The organism is Rhizobium sp. 42MFCr.1 (genome assembly GCF_000377185.1).
In the GTDB taxonomy this organism is placed as follows: domain Bacteria; phylum Pseudomonadota; class Alphaproteobacteria; order Rhizobiales; family Rhizobiaceae; genus Rhizobium; species Rhizobium altiplani.
Map to the genome: position 1 here is coordinate 35,954 of NZ_KB897841.1, position 24,399 is coordinate 60,352.

A 24,399-nucleotide genomic window follows, 5' to 3' on the forward strand; every position below is an offset into this window, starting at 1 on the left:
AAGGGCCTAGAGGTAACTCGTCACCGCCGGCTCATTCCACCAGTTGTCGTGGCGCCCATCCATGTAGCGGATGGGCAGCGCGGCGAGCTCCTCCGGCGTTATGTCGTCGAGGCAGGCGATATTGATCGAAACGTAGTCGCCGCCGATCTCGGGAATATGGCCATGCCCGTAGGCATGCAGGCCGCAGATCCGGCAGAAGCGGTGATGGCCGCTCATCGATGCGAACTGGTAGTCGCCCGCCGCTGTCTCCTCGCACAGCAGGCGGAAATCCTCAGGCTTGACGATCGCGCCCCAATAGCGCCGCTTGCCGCAGACCGAGCAATTGCAGCGACCGGTGCCGGCCTGGAGATCGGCATCGACCTCATAGCGGATTTTGCCGCAATGGCAGCTGCCCGTGTAGGTCCTCTTCATGGGGTTCCTCCTCCGCCCTTTGCAACGGCCGGAGTCGCCGAGTTCAGTCGATGGCCACCGCGTCCAGGCAAGACAAAATCAGGCTTCCTGCCCCGCCTGCAGTCTATTGGAATTGATCGAGGCTGCATGCGCTTCAAGAATGGCGGCGGCGATAACTTTCTGAAGCTCGTATACCAGCGTACGCGACCGCTTGCGATCCAGATCTTGCGCCGCCTTCGCAAGATTCAATCCCTCGTTCAGGACAATATGATGAGCTCGCGTCAGCGCCCAACTCTCAATATCCAGACCTATCATTCGGAATCTCCGCCAAGTCATTCAGCATCAAAGATATTCACGAATCACGATACGCAGAGCACTTACGCAGCAAGAAGAATCATAGTTGCAATATTTTGCAAATAGCATTTGCCAAAGAAATACACGTCGAATGCGAAATTACTCCGCCTGAGCCACGATAAAATACAATCGTGCCATTCGCGGGTCGATCAACTGCATCAAGGCCTGTGCTCATAGGTATTCCGCGAAGCTTGCATGGACCTGCACGCCAAGCGCGCATACGTGCCGATCTCTCATGCGCGGCCTGGGAGATCGGGCGAACGTTTGGTCAGACCTTGGTGGCAGGACCCTTGTTGCGCGCCAGCAGGGCCTTCACCGTATCGTCGTTGATCTTCCCGCTCGGCTCCTGGCCGATCGATTTCTGGAAGTTCTTGATCGCCGCAACCGTCTTCGCGCCCATCTCGCCGTCCGGCTGGCCAGCGTCGAAGCCGTTGTTGTTGAGGATCGCCTGGATGTTGCGGATCGCCTTCTTCATATCGACGGTCGAGGTCTTGGTGGCATTGCCGACCCACTCGTCGGGAAGGTCCACGCCATTCGCCTTGCTGTCGAGCGGCACGGCCTTCCACTGGTCAACCTTGGCACGCGCCTTCTCAAGCTGGTCCGGCTTGATGGCTTTCGCAACTTCCTCGCGCTTCTGTGCCGCGTCCTTGTCACCGCCCTTGGCGGCAATCGCAAACCACTTGTAGGACTCGGTCAGATCCTGCGTGATCCCATTGCCGCGGGCACAGAGGATCGCCAGGTTGAACTGGCTGTCGGTGATGCCGAGGTCAGCTGCCTTGACGAACCAGTCCGCGGCTGCCTTGTAATCCTGCTGGCCGAGCGCGCCGGAGGCATAGAGCACGGCGAGATTGTGCATCGCGCTGGCGTTGCCGCGGTTTGCCGCCTGCTCGTAATACTGCTTCGCCTTGGCGATGTCGCGGTCGACGCCTGTGCCCTTCTCGTAGATGTTTCCGAGGCGATACTCCGCCGGGCCGAAGCCCTTGTCGGCGGCGAGCTGATACCAGCTTATCGCTTCCTTCGGATCGGCGGCGACGCCGGCCCGGCCTTCGCTGTAGCGGGCGCCGATTTCAAACAGCGCCAGCGGATCGCCGCTCCTGGCGGCATCCGCGAGCGACTTCGGCTGTACCGCGTCGGGAATGGCAATGCCGGCTGTTTCCGCCACCGGAGCGGCAGGCGTCGTCGCCATGCCGGCAGCAGCCGGCGTCGTTTCCTTGGCAACGAAACCGGAGGCGTCCTGGGGAGCGCCGGAGGGCGCGAGCGGGGCAACCGCGTCGCCGGTCAGCGGTGCGGCGGCCGTCAGATGGTCGGGTGCTGCCGGCGCCGGTGCCGTATCGCTGCTCGCAAGCGGCGCGGCCAGTGCGTCCACGGCCGGGGCTTCAGTGGCCGGAACCTCCGGAGCGGCTACCACGGCCTGGTCGGGCGCCGTCTCGCTGTCCACCGGCAGGGCATTGCTGGATGAATCGGTCAGCACCGCCACTTCGGCGGACGGCGCCGGCTGGCCGGTCGTCAGCGTGCGGGCAAGCGGGAACGCCATGATGGCCAGCAATACGGCACCGACGGCCAGCAGGATCGGACGGCGGAAGCGCGAGAAGGCGCTCCCCTTCACCGCATCCTTGTCCTTTGCCTTCCTGTCGGCCTTGGCTGGCTGTGGCTTGGCGCTCGGCTCTGTCTCCATCGCAGCAGCCTGCGCGGCGCGGCGGGCTGCGGCGATGTAGTCCGCGCGCTCGTTTTCCGTTGCCGGCTTCGCATTCACGCGGGCGGCGTTCTGGCTGGCGCGCACGCGCTCGAGGATCTTCTTGACGTCAGGCGCGCCGGAGCCGGGCTCCAGTGGCTCATTGGCAGCTTCCGGCGGCATCACATCGACCGGATCGATGGAAGGAGCCGGGTCGATGAGCGTGCGTTCAGCGGTGGCGGCCTCAGCCTTGGCCTTCTTGCCGGGCAGCAGGCGCTTGCCGAGGCCAGCAAGCAGGCTACCCTTGGAGGGAGCTGCGGATGATACGGGCTTCATTGCCGCTTCGATCGCGACCACACTGGTGTCGGTCGTCGCCATGACCGGTAGGGCGGGCGCTTCGTCGGCGACCTCGGGCTGACTGCTTGCCGAGGCGCGGGTTCCGAAAACCACCGGCTTCTGTGCTTCCTCGGCGCCGGCCTGCATCATCGTAAAAGTATCGACGGCAAAATCGACATCGGCCGCCGGCATTCTCGCTGCCGGCCTTGCGACCGCGCGGTCTTCCATGGTGTCCAGTCGCTCGGCGATCTGGACCAGCGTTTCGTGCAGGGCCTGGAAGGTCTTGTGCGTGCGCTCTTCGCTGCTGCGGCTCAGGTCTTCGAGCTGACGCAAGTCTTCGGCAAGCGCATGGAGCGCCGACATATCAGCCGCAGCCGGCGCGCCACCTTGCAGGGCACCGTTTCTTGCATAGGCTTCGACCACCGCTTCCGCCGCCTGGCGGGCAGCCTCGATGATGTATTCGTCGCTGGTCGCCATGTAGTCTTCGATCGCGCCCATGCGGCGGTCGAATTCCGCCGGCAGTTCGGCAGCCGGCCGCGGCTCGCTCATAAGCGCCGAAAGGTTTGCGATCTGGTCCTCGAGGTTGCGTAGCGCATGCGTATCAGCCGCCGGTGCCGCGGTGCTTTCCTCCAGGCGTGCGACGATATCGCCGAGCCGCCCTTCGATGCGCCTGATAGCACTGTCGTCCACGGAAGCAACGACGGGCTGAAGCGGCTGGAAGTCCATCTCGTCGATGCGGCGCGCGAGATAGTCGAGGCGCTGCGCAAGCGCATCGTTGACCGAGCCGACTTCGAGTGCGTCGATCTTGCGCGAGATATCTGCGAGTGCGCCGGTCAGTTCCGGCTGTGGCGCAGCCTTGTGGCTCCGCTCGAGCAGGTAGGACAGATGCTCCAGGCGCTCGTCGAGGCGCGAGGTCGCCTCGGCGTTGGCGAGTTCCTCGACGCGCAACGTCAGGGTTTCCAACCGATCCGCCAGGGCATCGGTCGGGGCCGCGCGGCTCGCGACGCTATGACCCATTAGATCGATCTGCTCGCCCAGGGCGTTCAGGCGGCCTTCGAGACGATGCATCATGGCCGGATCGCCGCTGGCGGCAGCGCGGCCGGTTGCCGCGATAGCACGGCTGATTTCGTCGAGACGGCTATCCATTGCCGCAAACTGCTCGGCCATCGCCCGATCGTGCGGCTGGATCATGCTGCCGAACTGCTCCATCGCCGTGGCGATGGAAATAAGCTTGTCCTCCAGCGCGCGAACGGCCGGGCTTTCCCCCATGCCGCCGATATGGCGCTTGATATCGTCGAGCCGGTAGGCAAGCGCCACAAGCTCCTCCTGCAGGCCGGCGGTGTCGAGCGCATGCAGCTGGTTCTCGACGCCGTCCCAGCGGGTCTCCATGTGGCGAATGGAATCCTCGCGGGCGAGCCCGTCCATCAACGAGCGGAGCTCTTCGAACTCGCCACGCAGCCCTTGCGCCTCAGGCGCGCTGGAGCGGCTGGCAAGCTGATCGATGCTGCTTGCGAGGCGGGTCATATCGGCACGGATGTCATCGGCGAACCGGTTGTCTTCCGCGCCGACCTTGATGCTGCGGATCTCTTCTCGCAATGCGTTCATTTCGCGCGTCACGCCATCGGAGATGTCACGCTTCAGGTCCTGGCGAAGATTGACGAGCGCTTGCGCGATCTCGGTCATCGTGTCTTCCGCCGGACGATAGGCCGGCTGTGCCGAGGCCGGTTGCGCAGCGGCGGGACGCGGCGCGCGTTCGGCAACAGGGAGCGGCGCACGCGACGGAGCCGGCTGCTCGCGCGTGTAGGCGGCGGGTTCGCGCGCAGCAGGACGTTCCCGGCTTGCTTCCAGGATGCGCTGGCGCTGGCGAATTTCTGCGAAAGGATCCGGCCGCGCCTCGGCGGCATGGGATGCGCGGGCGGCGTAAGGATCAGAGTAGACGTCGCGCTCCGGCGCCGGAGCGCGTTGGCGCTGGTCGCGAGCACCCGCACCCATCAGACCCTCGATCCTCGCCTCCAGGCCTTCGATGGTGCGGTTCAGCGCATCGAGCGAAGCCCTGTCGGAATGCCGTGGGGAATTTGATCGCGATCCGTTCATCTTCTTGCTCGCTTCATCTGTCCGAACCCTCGTCAGGGCCGATCATTGGCTTCCGTCACCGCCGCATCGGAATGCGGGCGTGAGCACCGTTCATGAAGGGATAATCAATTAGACTTTCCTCAACCTGTACGGCGTAGCGGCATTCCCATGAAACGCGAGACTGAAAAAAGGAACGCAAGTCGCCAATGCTCAAACAGCACCTTTCACGAAACGTGGTAAATAACCCGTTAACCGACGTGAGATTTTTTTAACTTTTCAGGATTTTCAGCACTTTGCGTGCTGAAATCGGCCAGTCCCCTGAAAGGCTCAAGACGGAAATCAGAACGATTCCGTCCATGGCCGAACCTCGATTTCCTGTGACCAGGCGCTTCGGTGCTGCAGTAAGACATCGATGTAGGTCTGCGCGATGGCATCCGGGTCGAGCGTCGCATCCGGCTTGGCCGGGTCTTCCCGGCGCACCTCCGATCGGATTCCGCCATCGATGATGAAATGGGCGACGTGAATTCCCTTCGGCCCCAATTCACGGGCAGCGCTCTGGGCAAGGCCGCGAAGGGCGAACTTGCCCATGGCAAACGCGGCCGACTGGGCATATCCCTTCACGCTCGCCGTCGCCCCGGTAAACAGGATCGCTCCGCGCCCTTGGGGGATCATGCGCCTTGCAGCCTGCTGGCAAACGAGAAAGCCGCCATAGGCGCTGACCGCAATTGCCTGTTCGACCGCTGCCGGATCGAGTTCGGTCAACGGTCCGCGCAGGCGCCCGCTGGCGTTATAGACTACAACCTCCGGATCCCCGATTTCCGCCGCGACCTCGTCGAAAAGGGCGGCGACGGACGCCGGCTGGGCGGCATCCGCCGCAAACATCAGCGCGCCGGTTTCGCCAGCGAGTTTGCTCAGCTTGTCGGTGTTGCGCGCCGCCAGCGCGACCCTGACGCCGCGCCCGGTCAGTTGACGCGCAAGCGACGCGCTGAGGCCCGGGCCTGCACCGACGATGAGAGCGGAACTGTAAGGAAACTCGGTCATAGCTGTCCTCCGGTCGTTGTCGAAGAAACCTGCGGCGCAGGTGAGCATCAAGCTTGCCTGCGGATACTACACCCACCGCGCCTGGATGGTATTCATCTCAAAGCTGGTCTCGATCGTATCGACGCATTTCAAGCGGGCGATCTTTCCATGATAAACCGCCGCTCCTCGAGGCCGGCCTAGACCACTCCACCATTGTGCTAATGCCCCACGCGCATGGTTTTGGCCTCGCTCTCGTGATATCTTCTACCAGAAGTAAACGAACCGCTTGGAATGAATGGGAGTTCGATTTTGGGCTAGTTGGAGGGAACCGTCATGAAACTGACGAGACTGATGTCCCTGGCTTCCGCCGTAGCAACATTGGCTCTTGCTACAGGAGCGGCATATGCACAACAAGTCACCGGAACACTGGGTGCGCCGGGTGCTACGACAACCATCGATGGCAGGCAGCTGCCGGCGCCGGACCCGAGTTTCGGCGGTACCATCACCAACGATGCTCTCAGTTCGAAACCCTGGTGGGCGCCCCGTATCGTGCCGCCGAAAGGAGCGCCGAACATCCTGCTGGTCATCACGGATGACGCAGGCTCGGTGTGCCGAGCACGTTCGGCGGCGTTATTCCGACACCAACCATGGATCGCGTCGCCGCCAATGGCCTTCGGTACAACAATGTCCACTCGACTGCCTTGTGCTCGCCGACCCGCGCGGCTCTCATCACCGGACGGAACCATCATTCGGTCGGGTTCGGCGTGATCTCCGAGCAGTCGACGGGTTTCCCCGGCTATAATAGTATCATCCCCGAGGACAAGGCCACCATCGGCCGGATCCTGCGCGACAATGGTTACGCCACCTTCTGGTTCGGCAAGGACCATAACACCCCGGCCTTCGCCGCCAGCTCGATCGGGCCGTTCGACAAATGGCCGACTGGCATGGGATTCGAATATTTCTACGGTTTCGTCGGCGGCGACGCGAACCAGTGGCAGCCGAACCTGTTCCGCAACACCACCCAGATCTATCCCTTCGAGGGCAAGCCAGGCTGGAACCTCGTGACCGGCATGGCCGATGACGCCATTGATTATCTCACTCGCCTCAACCAGACGGCGCCTGACAAGCCTTTCTTCATGAAATACGCGCCCGGCGCAACACACGCGCCTCATCACCCGACGAAGGAGTGGGTAGAGAAGATCAGCGCCATGCATCTCTTCGACCAAGGCTGGAACAAGCTGCGCGAGCAGATCTTCGAGAACCAGAAGAAGCTGGGCGTGATCCCGCAGGACACGCAGCTGGAGCCCTGGCCCTCCAGTATCCTCAAGAACTGGGACGATCTGAAACCAGAGGACCAGAAACTCTTCATCAGGCAGGCGGAAATCTATGCCGCCTACGCCGCCTACAGGGACCACGAGATCGGGCGCGTCGTCCAGGCGATCGAGGACATGGGCAAGCTCGACAACACGCTCGTCATCTACATCAACGGCGACAACGGTACGAGCGCGGAAGGCGGCCCTCTCGGCACACCCAATGAGGTGGCGTTCTTCAACGGCATCAATGAAATGCCGACCGATGTACAGATGAAATGGTATGACGTCTGGGGTACCGAACAGACCTACAACCACATGTCGGCGGGCTGGTCCTGGGCCTTCGATACGCCCTTCTCCTGGTTCAAGCAGAACGCCTCGCGGCTCGGCGGCGTCGGGCAGAACATGGCATTCTCCTGGCCGGCACGGATTACCGACAAGGGTGGCTTGCGCGAGCAATTCATGCACGTGATCGATATCGTCCCGACGCTGCTTGAGGTAACAGGCATTCCGGCGCCGGACATGGTGGACGGCATCAAGCAGGCGCCGATCGAGGGAACGAGTTTCGCCTATACTTTCGACAAGGTGAATGCCAAGGCGCCGACTCGCCACAAGACGCAGTATTTCGAGATGTTCGGCCAATGGGCCCTTTACAATGACGGCTGGCTGCTCAGCACCAAGGTAAACCGTGCGCCCTGGGAAGCCTTCGGCACCGCCAACCCGGACCCGCTAAACAACCAGGTCCTTCAGCTCTATGATCTGAGCAAGGATTTCAGCCAGTCGCAGGACGTCGCCGCTGAGAATCCCGACAAGGTCAAGGCGATGAAGGATCTCTTCCTCGCCGAGGCGAAGAAATACGAGGTCTTCCCGATGGACGCCTCGGTCGCCGCACGCATCGTCGCCCCGCGCCCGAACATCACGGCCGGCCGCACCGAGTTCACCTACACGCATCCGATGACGGGCCTGCCGCAGGGCGACTCTCCGTCCCTGCTCAACAGCTCCTACACGATCACCGCCGACATCGACGTGCCACAGGGGGACGCTGAAGGCATGATCCTGACTTCGGGAGGCCGCTTCGCCGGTTACGGCTTCTATCTTCTCAAGGGCAAGCCGGTGTTCCTCTGGAACCTGGTCGATCTGAAGCGGGTGAAATGGCAAGGGCCGGATGCGCTCACTGCCGGCAAGCACATGCTCGAATTCGACTTCCAGTATGATGGCCTCGGCATCGGAACGCTCGCCTTCAAAACATGAGCGGCGTCGGCCGATCGGGCACGGGCACACTCAAGGTGGACGGCAAGGTCGTGGATACCCAGAAGATGGAACACACCCTTCCGATGATCCTGCAGTGGGATGAGGCTTTCGACGTCGGTTCCGACACGCTAACGGGCGTCAACGATGCCGACTACTCGCCGCCCTTCGCGCTGACTGCCAAGCTCAACAAGCTGACGATCAAGGTGGATCGCCCGACCTTGAGCGAGGACGACATCAAGAAACTCGAGGATGCGCAGGCGGTGGCTGTGGACGGCAGCCCGATCCACCACATGCAGCCTGCGCCGCAATGATCGCGTTGAAACACGCCGGCACTGCGGGCACCGATGTCAGCCATCCGCCCCCAGCATGCGGCGCCTAACGAAATAGATGCCCGGATCGTGACAAGCTTGCGGATACTACACCCGCCGCGCCTTGATCGTATTCATCACGAAGCTGGTTTCGATCGTATCGACGCATTTCAGCCGGGCGATCTTTCCCTTGATGAACCGTTCGTAGTCCTCGAGGCCTGAACTCATCACCTTCAGCACGTAGTCGCGCGATCCGGTGACGAGATGGCACTCCAGTACCTCGTCCCACCCGCGAACCGCGCTCTCGAACATCTGGATTTCGTCCTCGTGCTGGCGGCTGAGCCGAACCGACGCCAGCGCCGTCATCGTCCAGCCGTCAATGGTGGGATCGACGAGTGTCGTGTAGCCCTGAATGATGTCAGCATCCTCCAGCCGGCGCAGACGGCGCAGGCAGGCGGACGCAGAAAGCCCGACACGCTCGGCAAGCTCGTTGTTGGGAAGGCGAGCGTCGCTCATCAGCTCCTTGAGGATTTTCCGATCCATATCGTCAGCAATTTTCTGCGTCACAATTCGCCATTCTCCGCAATAAGTTGCTTTATAGAGCATAGCCGCGCGGCAAATAGCAAGAACAGTCCGCGCGTTCTGATATAATTTGCGAGCATCACGGCATCTCGCGAGGAGACGACAATGACCGCACCGCATCCTTCCAAGACTCATATCGGCAACCACGCCCTGCATCCCGAAACGCAGATGCTGAACTATGGCTACGATCCGGAATTGTCGGAAGGGGCGGTAAAGCCACCGGTGTTCCTGACGTCGACCTTCGTCTTCAAGTCCGCCGAGGACGGCCGCGACTTCTTCGACTACGTCTCCGGCCGCAAGGAACCGCCAGAAGGCAAAGGCGCGGGGCTCGTCTATTCGCGCTTCAATCACCCCAACAGCGAGATCGTCGAGGACCGGCTTGCCGTGTACGAGCGAACAGAAAGCTGCGCCCTATTTTCGTCAGGTATGTCGGCGATCGCCACGACGCTCTTGGCCTTCGTTCGTCCCGGCGATGCCGTGCTCCACTCCCAGCCGCTCTACGGTGGAACGGAAACCCTGCTGGCCAAGACCTTCCTCAATCTCGGCGTTGCGGCGGTGGGCTTTGCCGATGGCGTCAGCGAGGCATCGGTGCAAGCGGCTGCGGAACAAGCCATGGCCAAGGGCCGGGTGTCTGTCATCCTTGTCGAGACGCCAGCCAATCCGACAAACAGCCTCGTCGACGTCGCAATGATCCGCCGTGTCGCAGACGCGATCGGCAGGAAACAGGGACACACGCCTGTTATTGCTTGCGACAACACGCTGCTTGGCCCTGTCTTCCAGCGGCCGATCGAGCACGGCGCCGATATCTCGCTCTACTCGCTGACCAAGTATGTCGGCGGCCACTCGGACCTGATCGCGGGTGCTGCCCTCGGCTCGAAGGCCGTCATGAAGCAGGTCAAGGCACTGCGCGGCGCGATCGGCACGCAGCTTGACCCGCACTCCTGCTGGATGCTCGGCCGCTCGCTGGAGACCCTGCAGATCCGCATGGAGCGGGCCAACAACAACGCCCGCGTCGTTGCCGACTTCCTGCGCGAGCATCCAAAGGTCGAGGGGATCCACTACCTGCCCTATCACGACGCCAATTCGCCGGTCGGGCGGACCTTCGCGGCGCAGTGCAGCGGTGCGGGATCGACCTTTTCGTTCGATATCGTTGGCGGCCAGCCGGCCTCGTTCAAGTTCCTGAACGCCCTGCAGATCTTCAAGCTCGCGGTCAGCCTCGGCGGCACGGAATCGCTCGCCAGCCATCCGGCAACGATGACGCATTCGGGTGTGCCGGCCGACGTCCGCCAGCGGATCGGCGTCCTGGAATCGACCATCCGCCTGTCGATCGGCATCGAGCATCCGGACGATCTCGTCGCCGACCTGCAACAGGCATTGGACGCCGCGTGAACCTGGAGCCTAGCGGCGGCTCAGGCCGCCGCCGTTTCCCTCACATCGTCGAGCAGGAAATGCACGACGACGTACTTCGTCGTGTAGTGGCGGCCGCTGTCGGAAACATTGTCGACGCTGCCGCCATCGGCGGGGTGCCACCGATGATAGTGCGGATTGGTGGTGATCAAGGTGATCGCCTTGCCGGCCATCTTGCCATCGAGACGGTAGCGCATTTCGGCCAGCGGCCAGATGCGCTCGTAGTCCTCCATGGACATGCGGACCTTCAGGGCCTTGCGGCTCACCGCCTCGCTGCGTGAGCCGTCTTCGTGCTCCACCGCCGGCAGCTCCAGCGTGACTTCCTCGGCTCCATCGAGAATGGAATTGAACTCCTCCGGCCACATCCGTCTCATAAAATCGCTCCTCCAAAGCTCTTTCATCAGTCTGCCTTGTGAAATCTAGCCTGTCTTCCCCCGGAAGCAAACAGTTCCTGCAAAGCTTAGACGAAAGCCTCACGCGCAGTGTGGGCGTTGTCCACATTTAGGAACGCCGCTATGCACTTGCCCTCAGCCCCCATCGCATCATTGTATGTGCCGACGCATCGATGACGGAGAAACAGCCGCGCTGACGGCGAACGAGACCTTTGGGGCGCTCTATCTCGATATGGATGGCTTCAATGGCATCAATGACAGGCTCGGCCGTCACGCCGGCGATGAGGTTCTGCGAGAGGCCGCAAACCGCATCCGCACGGCTAGAGTTGCAGGCGTTTTCAATGCCCGCACACGACCCACAAGATTGCCGTTCCCGCACCGCCACGACCGAAAACTGCCATCAAGAGCTACCGGTAGGCTGCTTCGAGCTTCGCGATATCGAGCTTCACCATGCCGAGCAGGACTTCGGTGACACGCTTGGCGCGCTCCCGGTCGGGATCGGCAATCATCTCACTCAGCACGCGCGGAACGATCTGCCAACACAGGCCCCATCGGTCCCGCAGCCAGCCGCACTGCTCCTCCACGCCGCCGTTCTCCAGGAAGGTGCTCCAGATCCGGTCGATCTCCTGCTGCGTCTCGCATTGTACCGAGATCGAGAATGCATGGTTGAACGCATCAAGCGGACCGGCTTGCATGGCCACGAAATCCTGATGCCCGAGCTTGAACTCGATGATGATGACACTGCCGGGCGGGCCGCTCGGCGTCTCGGCCGGAAGCACGGTCGTGCGCCCCATGGACGCATTCGGGATCGTTGCCACATAGAATTCGACGGCCTGCTGGACGTCCTTCTCAAACCAGAGATTCGAACTGACCTTGAGCATGGATTGTCCTCCTCGTTGTTGCTCTGATGAAAGGTTCGACACCCCAAGGACGTTCCCGGTCGGCCCTTCCCGACACCGCACCACACAATCGCATCACAAATTCGAGCAAGCGCGAAATTTGACGTTTACGCAAACGTCAATATTTTGTAAGAGACTCTCAAATGCCGGCTTCGTCCGGCGTGCCGAATTGGAGGAATTCGAACGATGCCAGTCTATAAGGCCCCGGTAAACGACACGCTTTTCGTGCTGAACGACGTGCTCGGCCTGGAACGCTACAACAATCTTCCGGGGTTTGCCGACGCGACGCCTGACATGATCGAGGCGATTCTCGGAGAATCGGCAAAGCTTGCCGAGGAAGTGCTTTTCCCGCTGAACTATTCCGGCGATCAGCAAGGCTGCGTGCGCCATGAAGACGGCTCGGTCTCGGTGCCCGATGGTTTCAAGGGCGGCTATGACGCCTATTGCCATGGCGGCTGGACTGGCCTTGCGGTTCCCGAGCAATTCGGCGGCCAGGGTCTTCCCTACGCACTGCATGCCGCCGTCGGCGAATACACCTCCTCCGCCAACATGTCGCTGATGATGTACCCGGGGCTCACCCAGGGCGCGATCGCGGCGATCTTCGTGCATGGCTCGGAGGAGCAGAAGCAGACCTATCTGCCGAAGATGGTTTCCGGCGAATGGTCCGGCACCATGAACCTCACCGAGCCGCATTGCGGCACCGATCTCGGCCTGCTGCGCACCAAGGCGGTGGCGCAGGCAGACGGCAGCTACAAGCTGTCAGGCCAGAAGATCTTCATCTCGGCCGGCGAGCACGACATGACCGACAACATCGTGCATCTGGTGTTGGCGCGCATCGAGGGCGCACCTGAAGGCACGAAGGGCATTTCGCTGTTCATCGTGCCGAAGTACCTGGTCAAGGCGGACGGCACGGTCGGTGCGCGCAACCAGGTTTCCTGCGGTGCGATCGAGCACAAGATGGGCATTCACGGCAACGCCACCTGCGTCATGAATTATGACGGGGCAACCGGCTTCCTCATCGGTGCCGAGAACAAGGGTCTCAGCGCCATGTTCGTGATGATGAACGAGGCGCGTCTCAGCGTCGGCCTGCAGGGACTGGCGATCTCCGAAGTCGCCTATCAGAACGCCGTCAACTATGCCCGCGAGCGCATCCAGGGCCGTTCACTGTCAGGCCCGAAGGCGCCGGACAATAAAGCCGACCCGATCATCGTGCATCCGGATATCCGCCGCTCGCTGATGACGATCCGCGCCTTCAATGAGGCAGGCCGCGCCTTCCTGCTGTGGACGGCCCTGAAATCCGACATCGCCCACCGTTCGGCGGACGAGAAGGAGCGCCAGACCGCCGACGACATTCTCGGCCTCGTCACGCCGATCCTGAAGGGCGTCCTGACCGACAAGGGCTTCGACCACGCGGTCATGGCACAGCAGGTCTTCGGCGGTCACGGCTACATCGAAGAGCACGGCATGAGCCAGTATGTGCGCGACGCGCGCATCGCCATGATCTACGAGGGCGCCAACGGCATTCAGGCGCTCGACCTGGTCGGCCGCAAGCTCGGCCAGAACGGCGGCCGCGCCGTCATGGCGCTGTTCAAGGAAATCGGCGATTTCTGCGAGGAGAACCGCAACGAAGAACAGATGGCCTTCTTCACCAAGAACCTGAAGAAGGGGTTGAACGACGTGCAGGCGGCGACCATGTGGTTCATGCAGCACGCCATGGCCAAGCCCGACAATGCCGGCGCCGGCTCCACCGACTACATGCATCTCTTCGGCCTCGTCGTGCTCGGTTACATGTGGGCAAAGATGGCCAAGGCTGCCAATGATGGCCTTGCCGCTGGAGAAACCGAACGCGAAACATTCCTGCGCAACAAGCTGATATCAGCCCGTTTCTTCATGGAGCGGATCATGCCGGAAACGGCACTGCGCAAGGCCCGCATCGAGACCGGCGCGGAAACGATGATGACGTTGGCCGCCGAGGCCTTTTGAGTTCAACGGCGCTTGCCGCCGATAGGGAGATAGAGGAATGACCGAGGTTTTCATTTACGACCACGTGCGCACGCCACGCGGCCGCGGCAAGAAGGATGGCTCGCTGCACGAGGTGCCGTCGGTGCGGCTTGCCGCCAAGACGCTGGAGGCGATCCGCGACCGCAACGGGCTCGATACGGCAACGGTCGATGACATCGTCATGGGCTGCGTCGATCCAGTGATGGAAGCAGGCGCGGTCATCCCGCGTGGGGCCGCCTTCGAGGCAGGCTACTCCACCAAGGCGCCCGGCATGCAGATCTCCCGCTTCTGCGCTTCCGGCCTCGACGCAGTGAATTTCGGCGCGGCGAAGATCGCCCAGGGCGCCGATGACATCGTCATCGCAGGCGGCGTCGAAAGCATGTCTCGCGTCGGCCTCGGCATGTCCGGCGGCGCCTGGTTCATGGATCCGTCGGTGAACTTCCCGGCCTATTTCATGCCGCAGGGCGTCTCCGCCGATCTGATTGCCACCAAATACGGCTTCTCGCGCGACGACGTCGATGCCTATGCCGTCGAGAGCCAGAAGCGCGCTGCGAATGCCTGGGAGAAGGGCTACTTCAAGAACTCCGTCATTCCTGTGAAGGACCAGAACGGCCTTGTTATCCTTGCCCATGACGAGCACATGCGCCCAGGCACCGACATGCAGGCGCTGGCGGCGCTCAACCCCTCCTTCCAGATGCCGGGCGAGATGGGCGGCTTCGAAGCCGTCGCCATCCAGGCGCATCCGGAGGTCGAGCGCCTCAACTACGTTCACCACGCCGGCAATTCCTCCGGCATCGTCGATGGCGCGGCCGCCGTGCTGCTCGGCTCGAAGGCCGGCGGCGAAGGCATGGGCGTCAAGCCCCGCGGCCGCATCAAGGCCTTTGCCAATATCGGCTCCGACCCGGCGCTGATGCTGACCGGCCCTGTCGACGTCACCGAAAAGCTTCTGAAACGATCAGGCATGTCGCTCGCCGACATCGATCTCTTCGAGCTCAACGAAGCCTTCGCCGCCGTCGTGCTGCGCTACATGCAGGCCTTCGAGATCCCGCACGACAAGATCAACGTCAACGGCGGCGCCATCGCCATGGGCCATCCGCTCGGCGCCACCGGCGCGATGATCCTGGGCACCGTGCTGGACGAACTGGAGCGGCGCGACCTCAACACCGCGCTCGTCACGCTCTGCATCGGCGCCGGCATGGGCACCGCAACCGTCATCGAACGCGTCTAAGGGAGAGAGACGATGACCTACAAGAACTTCACCGTCGAAACCGACGCGGACGGCATCGCTCTCGTCACCTGGGACATGCCCGGCAAATCCATGAACGTCTTCACCGAAGAGGTGATGGACGAGTTGAACGCCATCGTTGATGCCGTCGTTGCCGATAGCGCCGTCAAGGGCGCGGTTATCACCTCGGGCAAGTCGAGCTTCTCGGGCGGCGCGGACCTCTCGATGATCAAGTCGATGTTCTCGCTCTATCAGCAGGAGAAGGCCGCCAATCCCGATGGCGCTGCGCAGAAGCTGTTCGATCTCGTCGGCCGCATGACCGGCCTCTTCCGCAAAGTCGAAACCTCCGGCAAGCCCTGGGTTTCGGCGATCAACGGCACCTGCATGGGCGGCGCCTTCGAAATGTCGCTCGCCTGCCATGGCCGCGTCGCCTCGAATGCCAAGTCGGTGAAGATCGCGCTGCCCGAGGTCAAGGTCGGCATCTTCCCCGGTGCCGGCGGCACGCAGCGTGTCTCGCGCCTGGCGGACGCCCAGTCGGCCCTGCAGATGATGACGACAGGCCAGTCGCTGACAGCAGCACGCGCCAAGGCGATGAACCTCGTGCATCAGGTGGTCGAGCCGGATCAGCTGATCCCGGCTGCCAAGCAGATGATCAAGGACGGCCTCAAGCCAGTCGCGCCTTGGGACGAAAAGGGTTTCAAGGCGCCCGGCGGCGGTATCTGGACGCCTGCGGCAGCGCAGCTCTGGCCGGCCGCACCGGCGATCCTGCGCCGCGAAACGGCGGGCAACTACCCGGCAGCACTCGCAATCCTCAAATGCGTCTATGAAGGCCTACAGGTGCCTTTCGACACCGGCCTCAAGATCGAACAGCGCTATTTCACCGAGATCCTGCAGACCAGCGAAGCCTTCTCGATGATCCGTTCGCTCTTCATCTCCATGCAGGAGCTCGGCAAAGGGGCCCGCCGCCCCGCCGGAATCCCGAAAACGGAGTTGAAGAAAGTGGGTGTCGTCGGCGCCGGTTTCATGGGAGCCTCGATCGCCTATGTAACCGCCGCCGCCGGCATCCCCGTCACCCTCATCGACCGCGACATCGAAGCGGCGGCCAAGGGCAAGGGCGTCGGTGAAGGCCTGGTGAAGGACTCAATCAGTAAGGGACGCCTTACGCAGGATGACGGTGCGGCGCTGCTTTCGCGCATCGTCCCGTCCGCGGACTATGCCGACCTCAAGGATGCTGATCTCGTCATTGAAGCCGTGTTCGAAGACCGTGAGGTCAAGAAGGCCGTGATCGAGGCGGTTGAAGCCGTGCTGCCGGAAGGCGCCATCTTCGCTTCCAACACCTCGACCCTGCCGATTTCAGGCCTTGCCAAGAACTCCAAGCGCCCTGCCGATTTCATCGGCGTGCATTTCTTCTCGCCGGTCGAGAAGATGATGCTGACCGAGGTCATTCTTGGCAAGCAGACCGGCGACAAGGCGCTGGCGGTGGCACTCGATTACGTCGCCGCAATCAAGAAGACGCCCATCGTCGTCAACGACACCCGCGGCTTCTTCGTTAACCGCTGCGTCTTCCGCTATATCCACGAAGCCTACGACATGCTGATCGAGGGCGTCCCGCCCGCGATGATCGAGAATGCTGCCAAGATGGCCGGCATGCCGGTCGGCCCGCTCTCATTGAACGACGAGGTGGCGATCGATCTGTCGCAGAAAATCCTCAAGGCCACCGTCGCCGATCTCGGCGAAGCCGCCGTCGATCCTGAACATATGGCGCTGATCAACAAGATGGTCGACGAGCTCGACCGCCGCGGCCGCAAGAACGGCAAGGGCTTCTACGACTATCCGGCGAAACCGGCCAAGAAGTCGCTTTGGCCCGAGCTGAAGACCTTCTACCCGCAGATGAAGGCGGAAGACGTCGATGTCGAGGTGCTGAAGCAGCGCTTCCTCGTCACCATCGCACTGGAGGCAGCCCGCACCATCGAGGAAGGCATCGTCACCGATCCGCGCGAGGCCGACGTCGGCTCCATCCTCGGCTTCGGCTTCGCGCCTTATACCGGCGGCGTGCTCTCCTACGTCGACGGGATGGGCGTGAAGGCCTTCGTGGAGCTATGTGAAACGTTAGCCGTAGCTTACGGTGCACACTTCAAGCCGACGGCGCTGCTTGAGGACATGGCGGCCAAGGGCGAGACCTTCTACGGCCGCTTCGACCCTTACGCAAAGGATAAGGAGGCGGCGTAAGCCGCCTCTGGCACCTGTCATCAAAGCCAGCGGTGCTTTCGGCTGGCTTTCGATCTCGCGGCTACTTGGTCACGGTAAGGCTGGCCTGCATGCCCGCCTCGTAATGCCCCTTGATATTGCACAGAAGCAGGTAGGCGCCGGGAGCGAGCTTCGTTTTCAACTGCCCGTCCGCTCCCGGCTTTAGGTCCGAGACTTCGCCGATGCTCTTGAGCTGCTTTTCATCGACCCTATGCCTGGATGCAATCAACGGAACCTTCTGGTCCGGGGACTTCAGCTTGACGAGCACCATCTCGTGCTCCTCGGTCATCGCGTCGTTGTGAACCGCGAAGATCGTTTCCCCTGCCTTGATCGTGGCCTGGTCGAGCGTCAGGGTCATCGGCCCGCCGCCCTCGCCGCCTTCGGTCACTTTCACAGTCGTAGCCGCCCATGACGGCGAAGCGGTTGCGATCGCGGCAGATGCGGCGAGAGCGTACCATGCGTACCTGTTCATCAAATCAGCCTTTCCGTTGCAGCCCGCGCTTCATGTAGGCAGCACGTCTGACGCCAGCCTGAACGGCTGGTCCAACCGTCGCAGGCTCGGCAACACAAAGCCGGCCCCGGGCGATGGACGACACATCATTGGCCGGCGATGGAGGCCGCGATCTTCTCGGCCTCAAGTCCGATTTCCCGGAGAAGGCCGGTTGGAACGGCGGTGAAGCCGCAAAAGTAGAGGCCATCATTCGCCGGCTGGAGATCTCCGCGCGCGGGACCGTCGGCGCCGCCAAATCGTTGTTTGAAGTCGGCCAGCAGCGCCTCGAGCTCCGGCCGATAGCCGGTCGCAAGGACGATCGCGTCAAAAATGCCGGAGCGGCCATCCGCGAATTGCACCTGGCGATCGTCGGAACTCGTGACGGCAGGGAACACCTTGATATCCCCCGACCTGATCCGCTCGATCGTGCCGATGTTGATCATCGGCGTGCGGCCCCTTTCGATAATGCCGGCCAGCGGCCCGCCTTTTGCCCTTTCCACTCCGAACGCCCCGAGGTCCCCAAAACGCAGGCTGAGGATCGGCGCGTTCACCGCGTCGACTAGGCGATAGGGAAGGAACCGCTGGGCGATGGCAATGCTGGCGGTCGTCACGCCGAACAGCTCGAGCGGCACGACGTTGACCGGACCACGCACGGACATGGCGACATGAAGGCCGGCCTCGGCGCATTCGAGAGCGATCTCGCCGGCGGAGTTGCCGAAGCCGACGACGAGGACCCGCTCGGCTGCAAGCTCCGCGGCATTCCGGAACTCCGAGGAGTGCAGAAGCTTGCCCGAAAACAGCTCCTGCCCCTCCCAGGACGGCCTTATCGGCGCGTTCGAAAGCCCGGTCGCGAGGATGACATTGCTCGCCTCGAATGCCCCCTCGAAGCTCTCGACAATCCACGCCTTGTCCTTGCGGATCGTCGTCGCGCGCACGCCGAACCTGACCTCGATGTCGTTCGAGGAGCTATAGGTTTCGAGATACTCGATCACCTGCTGCCGCGAGGGATACTTCGGAAACCGCCGTGGCATTGGCATTCCCGGCAGAGCCGAGTGCATCTTGTGGGTATGCAGCCGAAGGCGGTCGTAGTGGCGATGCCAGGAGGCAGCCAGCGTGTCGCCTTTCTCAAGCACCAGAAACGGGCGTCCACGCGCCTGCAGCGCCACGGCGCAGGCCAATCCTGCCGGTCCCGCACCGATGATGATCGTTTCTGTATCCGTCATGCGAGCTCTTGGCTCACGATGCCAGTCATAAATGGGCCCTCGTGCTGACACCTAGGGCGCGGCGACCCTGACGACATCCGACAACACCCACTTCTTGTCAAAAAACTCCTTCGTCGGGCCGTAGGCGCGGAACATCAGTTCGAACTGCCGCTTCGGATCGGTCGGCACCCAATTGGTGTCCTTGCCCTTGGGGGCCTTGGGACCGAAATAGAGATCGACGGATCCGTCTCCGTTCTTCACCAGTTCCGGAATCTGCGACGAACGGCTGGCACGCGCAACATTCTTGATCAGCGCGTGCGTCTGCCGGTCATAGGCCGTCACCGACCAATATTGCTGGACGGGAACATTGCCAGGCACATGGAGACGATAGGTCTTGCCGCCGTCGAAGGCATTGCCATCCTTGTCGCGGATCGAGATCGCATAGAACTGACCGGCCCCGAGCCTCTTGATGCCGATATAGGCATAGCTGTAGGCAACGCCGCGATGATCGACCGGATAGGCGTCCTGTTCGGCGAAATCAGATTGCATGGCGTTGATGAGATCGGGATAGGCCGGGAAGGTCCAGCGGCTCTTCTCGCTGAAGAAGGGCGGCAGACCGGCATCGTATTTCGCCTCCAGTAGGGTCTCGGCCTCCTTGATGCCCTTGGTCAGCAGGGATTTGGTGTGGCGATCGGGCTCAAACGGCTTGTCTTTCTCTATGCCGATCGATTTCAGCTGGTCGATCATCACGCGGTCGCGGGAGATCCACGGCTCTTCCTGTACGACACGGTTCAGATTGTCGAAGAAGCTCGCGTCCCATCTGATCGTGGAATCGAACAGAACATCCTTCACGTCGGAGAAAACGGTCTCCGTCGGATTGGCGGCGGCCGACAGCGGATAGATTTTCAGCTTCTTGCCGTAGTCGATGGAGGCCTGGACATCGGCATCACCATGGCTCGCAAGGTTCGAACGAAACAGCATGTAGCCGCCGTAGACCTCGGACCGCAGCGGAATGAACCCGTCCGGCAGCTTGTCCGTGTAACCCGGCGGCAGGACCACGAACTTGCCGCCTTTGCCCTTGTCGTATCCGAGCAGACCGGCATCCTCGAGCGGCAATTGCCATGCGGTGACGATATTGCCGTTGAAGGAGGCCTTTTCCTCCGCCGGCGGCAGATCGAGAACGACGGGGCCGTCCTTCGTGCTGAAGAAAACCATGAAGTAGAGAGCGTCCGGATTGGGCGTCAGCGTCTGGTTCATCCAGTCCAGCGGGCGGCCCCAATAGATGACCTGTCCGACCTTGCCGGGCGTCTTCTCAAGCATCTCCTGCCGCATCAGATCGTAGTTGACGACGGGTATGCCCCAAACTGCCGCCTGGACTGCATTCCGCTCGATCTCCTGGTCGAACACCTGCCGTGCGGTCCTATCTGCCGAAAGTGCCGGACCGGCGAGCAGCAGCATGCATAGTAGCGCGATAGACCTCATGGCAGGCCTCCTCCGATCTTGATGCGTCATCCGGAGTGAATGCTTGCGGGGCTCAATACGGAAGTACGTTACGGTAAATGTGACCAGTATCCCATCTGCAGACTAGAGGCGGGTCCGACCATGCGAAATCGGGATATGCTGATGCAATATCCGATCGAGTGCATGGTGCCTCAACGGAGCAAAACAGCGCCGAGTTAAGCCATATCAATCACTTATCCGATCTCTCATCCTCGCTCCCCGGCCCCGTGCCTAAAATCCTCCCGCTTCCGTCGCCGGGGTGTTTCGCGAGACTTTCGCGGGCAGGCGGGAGCCGGCGCCCTGCCGGAGGCTGTAACGTGTAGTCGAAGGCAGGGAGGCGAAAGCCGGGCATCGGCATTAGACCGCTGCCATCACAAGTCTCCCCCGGATGTTCCAGCATCCGGTTTGGTTCAGCCATGCAAGTTCGGGCCGATCTGCTCGGACGCAGCGAGACGAGGCGATCGCCTGAAGGGGTAGGGATATCCCGAAGAACGCCGAAGGCCACGCAAATGCGGAGCCACAATAAATCTAACCAGTGAGGTTCCGCATTTGCGTGGGCTCTCCGGATCGATGGTCGAAAACATGGCGGCGGAGCTGCCGTGGAGGAGACGCATGCGAAGCAGCCTGTTCCTGAAAAGACTTCTCGCCCTGCCCGTTGTCGACGTGCTCGCCGTCGTCGAGGCCATGAATTTCGAGGATGGCGGACTGGTCGATGGCGAGGAAAAGGCGCGATCCGGCGGATGCGTCATCACACGGCTGGCCGCCAGCGAGTGCGGCTTCTGGAAAGATTGCTCCATCGCCACCTGCCGTCGTGCCCGGGCCTGCAGGGGCAGGCTGACGGCGGCACAGATGCACCACGATGCCGGCTATCACCCTTACTTCCCGCCTTGAACGCGCGCCAATGAGGACCGGCGCCAGACCATCCTTCGAATGATGGGAACGATGCAACAGACGACTGCTGACGACACGGAGGAGTTCCGCGATCTGGAACGTCGCCTGGCTGAGGCGGCGCTGCGGCAACCGGAACTCCGGCCGCGGCTCGCCGCCTTCCCCGGTCGCTACGGCCTGCCCGGCAGCGCCGAATTGCCGATCGTAACGGCGACCTTTGAAGGACCCCGGCGAGGCCCGTGCAGTGGCCGTCACGATAGCGGCTCGCATCGAACCTGCAGGTCGACCGGCGCCCCGCTACCCTCAGCCCCGCAGGCCAGGTGCCTCGTAACCGGTGCGCTCGACGTATTCCGTGTAGCCGCCGCCATATTGGTGGATGCCGTCAGGCGTCAGTTCCAGCACGCGGTTGGAAAGCGCCGCGAGGAAATGCCGGTCGTGCGAGACAAACAGCATCGTGCCCTCGTATTGCGACAGCGCCTTGATCAGCATTTCCTTGGTGTCGAGGTCCAGGTGGTTGGTCGGCTCATCGAGCACCAGCAGGTTCGGCGGATCGAAGAGCATCTTGGCCATGACAAGCCGCGCCTTTTCGCCACCCGACAGCACGCGGCACTTCTTTTCGACGTCGTCGCCGGAGAAGCCGAAGCAGCCGGCCAGCGCTCTCAGCGGCGCCTGCCCTGCCTGCGGGAAGGAATCCTCCAGCCATTCCAGCACTGTCCGCTCGCCATCGAGGATATCCATGGCGTGCTGGGCGAAATAGCCCATCTTGACGCTGGCGCCGAGGGCAACGCTGCCCTGGTCCGGCTCGGCGGAACCAGCAACCAGCTTCAGCAGGGTCGACTTGCCGGCACCGTTGATGCCCATGATGCACCAACGCTCCTTGCGGCGGACCATGAAGTCCAGGCCTTCGTAAATGGTTCGGCTGCCGTACTTCTTGTGGACGTTCTTGAGGTTGATCACGTCTTCGCCGGAGCGCGGGGCCGGCAGGAAGTCGAAGGCGACCGTCTGGCGGCGCTTCGGTGGCTCGACCCGGTCGATCTTCTCCAGCTTCTTGACGCGGCTCTGCACCTGCGAGGCGTGCGATGCGCGCGCCTTGAAACGCTCGATGAACTTGATTTCCTTGGCAAGCATCGCCTGCTGGCGCTCGAACTGCGCCTGCTGCTGTTTCTCGTTCTGCGCCCGCTGCTGTTCGTAGAACCCGTAATCGCCGGAGTAGCTGTTCAACGAGCCGGCGTCGATCTCGATGATCTTGCCAACGATGCGGTTCATGAACTCGCGGTCGTGCGAGGTCATCAGAAGCGCCCCGTCATAGGTTTTCAGGAATTCTTCCAGCCAGATCAGGCTTTGCAGGTCCAGGTGGTTGCTCGGCTCGTCGAGCAGCATGACATCCGGACGCATCAGAAGAATGCGGGCGAGCGCCACGCGCATTTTCCAACCGCCCGACAGTCCGCCGACATCACCGTCCATCATTTCCTGGGTGAAGCTCAGGCCTGCCAGCACTTCGCGCGCACGCCCTTCCAGAGCGTAGCCGTCCAGTTCCTCGTACCGTGCCTGGACTTCGCCATAGCGCTCGATGATCCGGTCCATTTCGTCGAGCTTGTCGGGATCGACCATTTCCACTTCGAGTTCACGCAACTCGGCCGCGACGACGCTGACAGGCCCAGCACCTTCCATGACCTCGGCCACGGCGCTACGGCCGGCCATCTCGCCGACATCCTGATTGAAATAGCCGATCGTCACGCCCTTTTCGGCCGCGACCTGGCCTTCATCGGGCTGCTCCTGCCCGGTGATCATGCGAAAGAGCGTCGTCTTGCCGGCGCCATTCGGGCCGACGAGGCCGATCTTCTCGCCTCTGTTGAGGGCTGCGGAGGCTTCGATGAAGAGGATGCGGTGGCTGTTCTGCTTGCTGATATTCTCGATGCGAATCATGTCTGCGTGGATTCCGAAAGCGTTGCTGCGCCCCTCGATCATGCCGGCCGGGGCTTTTTGCGGCTCTCGCTAGCACGTTCGCGGCGCAATGGCCAATCCCAGGCCATGCAAAGAACTCTACGTCAGGAAAATGAAGGTCGTTTGTCGACCGGGCGGAACTGCAACGGGCGACAGAACTTTTCCACAATAGGTCCTCGCCCCTTGATCAGCCGATCAGCGATCATTTATGCGTTATCGGCGCGCCGGCGGGCGTTTCGCATATGTCAGGGATTATCAGATTATGGAAATTTTCACCTCGGCCGGCTTGCTGGCGCTCTTGCAGGTCATTCTCATCGACCTCGTGCTTGCCGGCGACAACGCCGTCGTCATCGGTCTTGCCGCCGCCGGATTGCCGGACGACCAACGCAAGAAGGCGATCCTCGTCGGTATTCTTGCTGCCACCGTGCTGCGTATCGCGCTCGCCAGCGTTACCGTCCAGCTTCTCGAGATCATCGGCCTGCTGCTGGCCGGCGGTATTCTCCTGCTCTGGGTCTGCTGGAAGATGTGGCGCGATCTGCGCAACGGCAGCGGCGAAGTGGAGGGTGCCGAAGGCGACGCGGCGGCGCCGAAGAAGACCTTCTTCCAGGCAGCCAGCCAGATCGTCATTGCCGACGTGTCGATGTCGCTCGACAACGTGCTCGCCGTTGCGGGGGCTGCCCGCGAACATCCGACGATCCTCGTCATCGGCCTCATCCTGTCGATTGCGATGATGGGTATTGCGGCGAACTTCATCGCGCGCCTGCTCAACCGCTACCACTGGATCGCCTATCTCGGCCTTGCCATCATCGTCTACGTGGCGCTGAGCATGATCTATCGCGGCGCCCTCGAGGTCTGGCCGCACCTCGCGCCGGTGGCCGCTGCCGCTTTGGGCTGAACCGCCATAGGTT

17 protein-coding genes and 3 pseudogenes are annotated in these 24,399 nt (G+C 62.2%); 8 read left to right on the forward strand and 12 right to left on the reverse strand.

Going from position 1 to position 24,399, the window contains the following annotated elements; all coding sequences use genetic code 11:
- Positions 1-6: 6 nt before the first annotated feature.
- From C934_RS0120920 to C934_RS36470, 5 genes and pseudogenes are all read right to left on the reverse strand, one after another.
- Positions 7-411, reverse strand: a complete 405-nt coding sequence (locus tag C934_RS0120920; protein WP_018116993.1) for a GFA family protein — start codon at positions 409-411, stop codon at positions 7-9.
- 78 nt (positions 412-489) lie between these two features.
- The gene (locus C934_RS0120925) at positions 490-705 is read right to left on the reverse strand and encodes a hypothetical protein (RefSeq protein WP_018116992.1); all 216 of its coding nucleotides are present in this window, start codon (positions 703-705) and stop codon (positions 490-492) included.
- Between the two features lie 307 nt (positions 706-1,012).
- A complete protein-coding gene (locus tag C934_RS0120930) occupies positions 1,013-4,846 on the reverse strand; it encodes a peptidoglycan-binding protein (protein WP_018858575.1) in 3,834 nt (1,277 codons plus the stop codon).
- 318 nt (positions 4,847-5,164) lie between these two features.
- The gene (locus C934_RS0120935) at positions 5,165-5,866 is read right to left on the reverse strand and encodes an SDR family NAD(P)-dependent oxidoreductase (RefSeq protein ID WP_018858576.1); all 702 of its coding nucleotides are present in this window, start codon (positions 5,864-5,866) and stop codon (positions 5,165-5,167) included.
- A gap of 66 nt (positions 5,867-5,932) precedes the next feature.
- Positions 5,933-6,010 (reverse strand): annotated as a pseudogene (locus tag C934_RS36470) (Lrp/AsnC family transcriptional regulator); the annotation flags it as partial.
- Between the two features lie 168 nt (positions 6,011-6,178).
- On the opposite strand from C934_RS36470, the pseudogene C934_RS32280 reads away from it, so the two are divergent.
- Positions 6,179-8,717 (forward strand): annotated as a pseudogene (locus tag C934_RS32280) (arylsulfatase).
- 105 nt (positions 8,718-8,822) lie between these two features.
- On the opposite strand, the gene C934_RS0120950 reads toward C934_RS32280, so the two are convergent.
- Positions 8,823-9,281: an Lrp/AsnC family transcriptional regulator gene (locus tag C934_RS0120950; protein ID WP_018858578.1), complete on the reverse strand. Its 459-nt coding sequence runs from the start codon at positions 9,279-9,281 to the stop codon at positions 8,823-8,825.
- A gap of 120 nt (positions 9,282-9,401) precedes the next feature.
- On the opposite strand from C934_RS0120950, the gene C934_RS0120955 reads away from it, so the two are divergent.
- Complete coding sequence (locus C934_RS0120955; protein WP_018116986.1) at positions 9,402-10,685, forward strand: cystathionine gamma-synthase family protein; 1,284 nt, start codon at positions 9,402-9,404, stop codon at positions 10,683-10,685.
- Between the two features lie 20 nt (positions 10,686-10,705).
- On the opposite strand, the gene C934_RS0120960 is transcribed toward C934_RS0120955, so the two are convergent.
- Positions 10,706-11,077 carry a hypothetical protein gene (locus tag C934_RS0120960; RefSeq protein ID WP_037090126.1) on the reverse strand — a complete coding sequence of 124 codons (372 nt, stop codon included), beginning with the start codon at positions 11,075-11,077 and terminating at the stop codon, positions 10,706-10,708.
- Between the two features lie 175 nt (positions 11,078-11,252).
- Here C934_RS0120960 and C934_RS35760 point away from each other — a divergent pair.
- Positions 11,253-11,429 (forward strand): annotated as a pseudogene (locus C934_RS35760) (diguanylate cyclase domain-containing protein); the annotation flags it as partial.
- A 73-nt stretch (positions 11,430-11,502) separates the two neighbouring features.
- On the opposite strand, the gene C934_RS0120965 reads toward C934_RS35760, so the two are convergent.
- Positions 11,503-11,976, reverse strand: a complete 474-nt coding sequence (locus C934_RS0120965) for a VOC family protein (protein ID WP_018858579.1) — start codon at positions 11,974-11,976, stop codon at positions 11,503-11,505.
- 204 nt (positions 11,977-12,180) lie between these two features.
- Between C934_RS0120965 and C934_RS0120970 the strand changes: the two genes are divergently transcribed.
- Genes C934_RS0120970 through C934_RS0120980 form a run of 3 tightly spaced genes read left to right on the forward strand, consistent with a single transcriptional unit; the run spans position 12,181 to position 17,449 of the window.
- Positions 12,181-13,977 (forward strand): acyl-CoA dehydrogenase C-terminal domain-containing protein, encoded by a 1,797-nt coding sequence (locus C934_RS0120970; RefSeq protein WP_018858580.1) that lies wholly within the window; start codon positions 12,181-12,183, stop codon positions 13,975-13,977.
- Between the two features lie 37 nt (positions 13,978-14,014).
- On the forward strand, positions 14,015-15,223 hold the full coding sequence (locus C934_RS0120975) for an acetyl-CoA C-acetyltransferase (RefSeq protein WP_018116981.1): 1,209 nt from the start codon (positions 14,015-14,017) through the stop codon (positions 15,221-15,223).
- 12 nt (positions 15,224-15,235) lie between these two features.
- Positions 15,236-17,449: a 3-hydroxyacyl-CoA dehydrogenase NAD-binding domain-containing protein gene (locus tag C934_RS0120980; protein WP_018858581.1), complete on the forward strand. Its 2,214-nt coding sequence runs from the start codon at positions 15,236-15,238 to the stop codon at positions 17,447-17,449.
- Positions 17,450-17,510: 61 nt separating this feature from the next.
- On the opposite strand, the gene C934_RS0120985 is transcribed toward C934_RS0120980, so the two are convergent.
- From C934_RS0120985 to C934_RS0120995, 3 genes are all read right to left on the reverse strand, one after another.
- Complete coding sequence (locus C934_RS0120985) at positions 17,511-17,939, reverse strand: plastocyanin/azurin family copper-binding protein (RefSeq protein WP_018858582.1); 429 nt, start codon at positions 17,937-17,939, stop codon at positions 17,511-17,513.
- Between the two features lie 125 nt (positions 17,940-18,064).
- Positions 18,065-19,180: a flavin-containing monooxygenase gene (locus C934_RS0120990; RefSeq protein WP_018858583.1), complete on the reverse strand. Its 1,116-nt coding sequence runs from the start codon at positions 19,178-19,180 to the stop codon at positions 18,065-18,067.
- Positions 19,181-19,231: 51 nt separating this feature from the next.
- Positions 19,232-20,641, reverse strand: coding sequence for a DUF1254 domain-containing protein (locus C934_RS0120995; protein ID WP_026371970.1), 1,410 nt, complete (start codon positions 20,639-20,641; stop codon positions 19,232-19,234).
- A gap of 630 nt (positions 20,642-21,271) precedes the next feature.
- Here C934_RS0120995 and C934_RS34765 point away from each other — a divergent pair.
- Positions 21,272-21,550 carry a hypothetical protein gene (locus tag C934_RS34765; RefSeq protein ID WP_156828782.1) on the forward strand — a complete coding sequence of 93 codons (279 nt, stop codon included), beginning with the start codon at positions 21,272-21,274 and terminating at the stop codon, positions 21,548-21,550.
- Between the two features lie 300 nt (positions 21,551-21,850).
- Here C934_RS34765 and C934_RS0121005 read toward each other — a convergent pair whose 3' ends face one another.
- Positions 21,851-23,473: an ABC-F family ATP-binding cassette domain-containing protein gene (locus C934_RS0121005; protein ID WP_026371971.1), complete on the reverse strand. Its 1,623-nt coding sequence runs from the start codon at positions 23,471-23,473 to the stop codon at positions 21,851-21,853.
- Positions 23,474-23,753: 280 nt separating this feature from the next.
- Between C934_RS0121005 and C934_RS0121010 the strand changes: the two genes are divergently transcribed.
- A complete protein-coding gene (locus C934_RS0121010) occupies positions 23,754-24,386 on the forward strand; it encodes a TerC family protein (RefSeq protein ID WP_026371972.1) in 633 nt (210 codons plus the stop codon).
- Positions 24,387-24,399 lie beyond the last annotated feature (13 nt).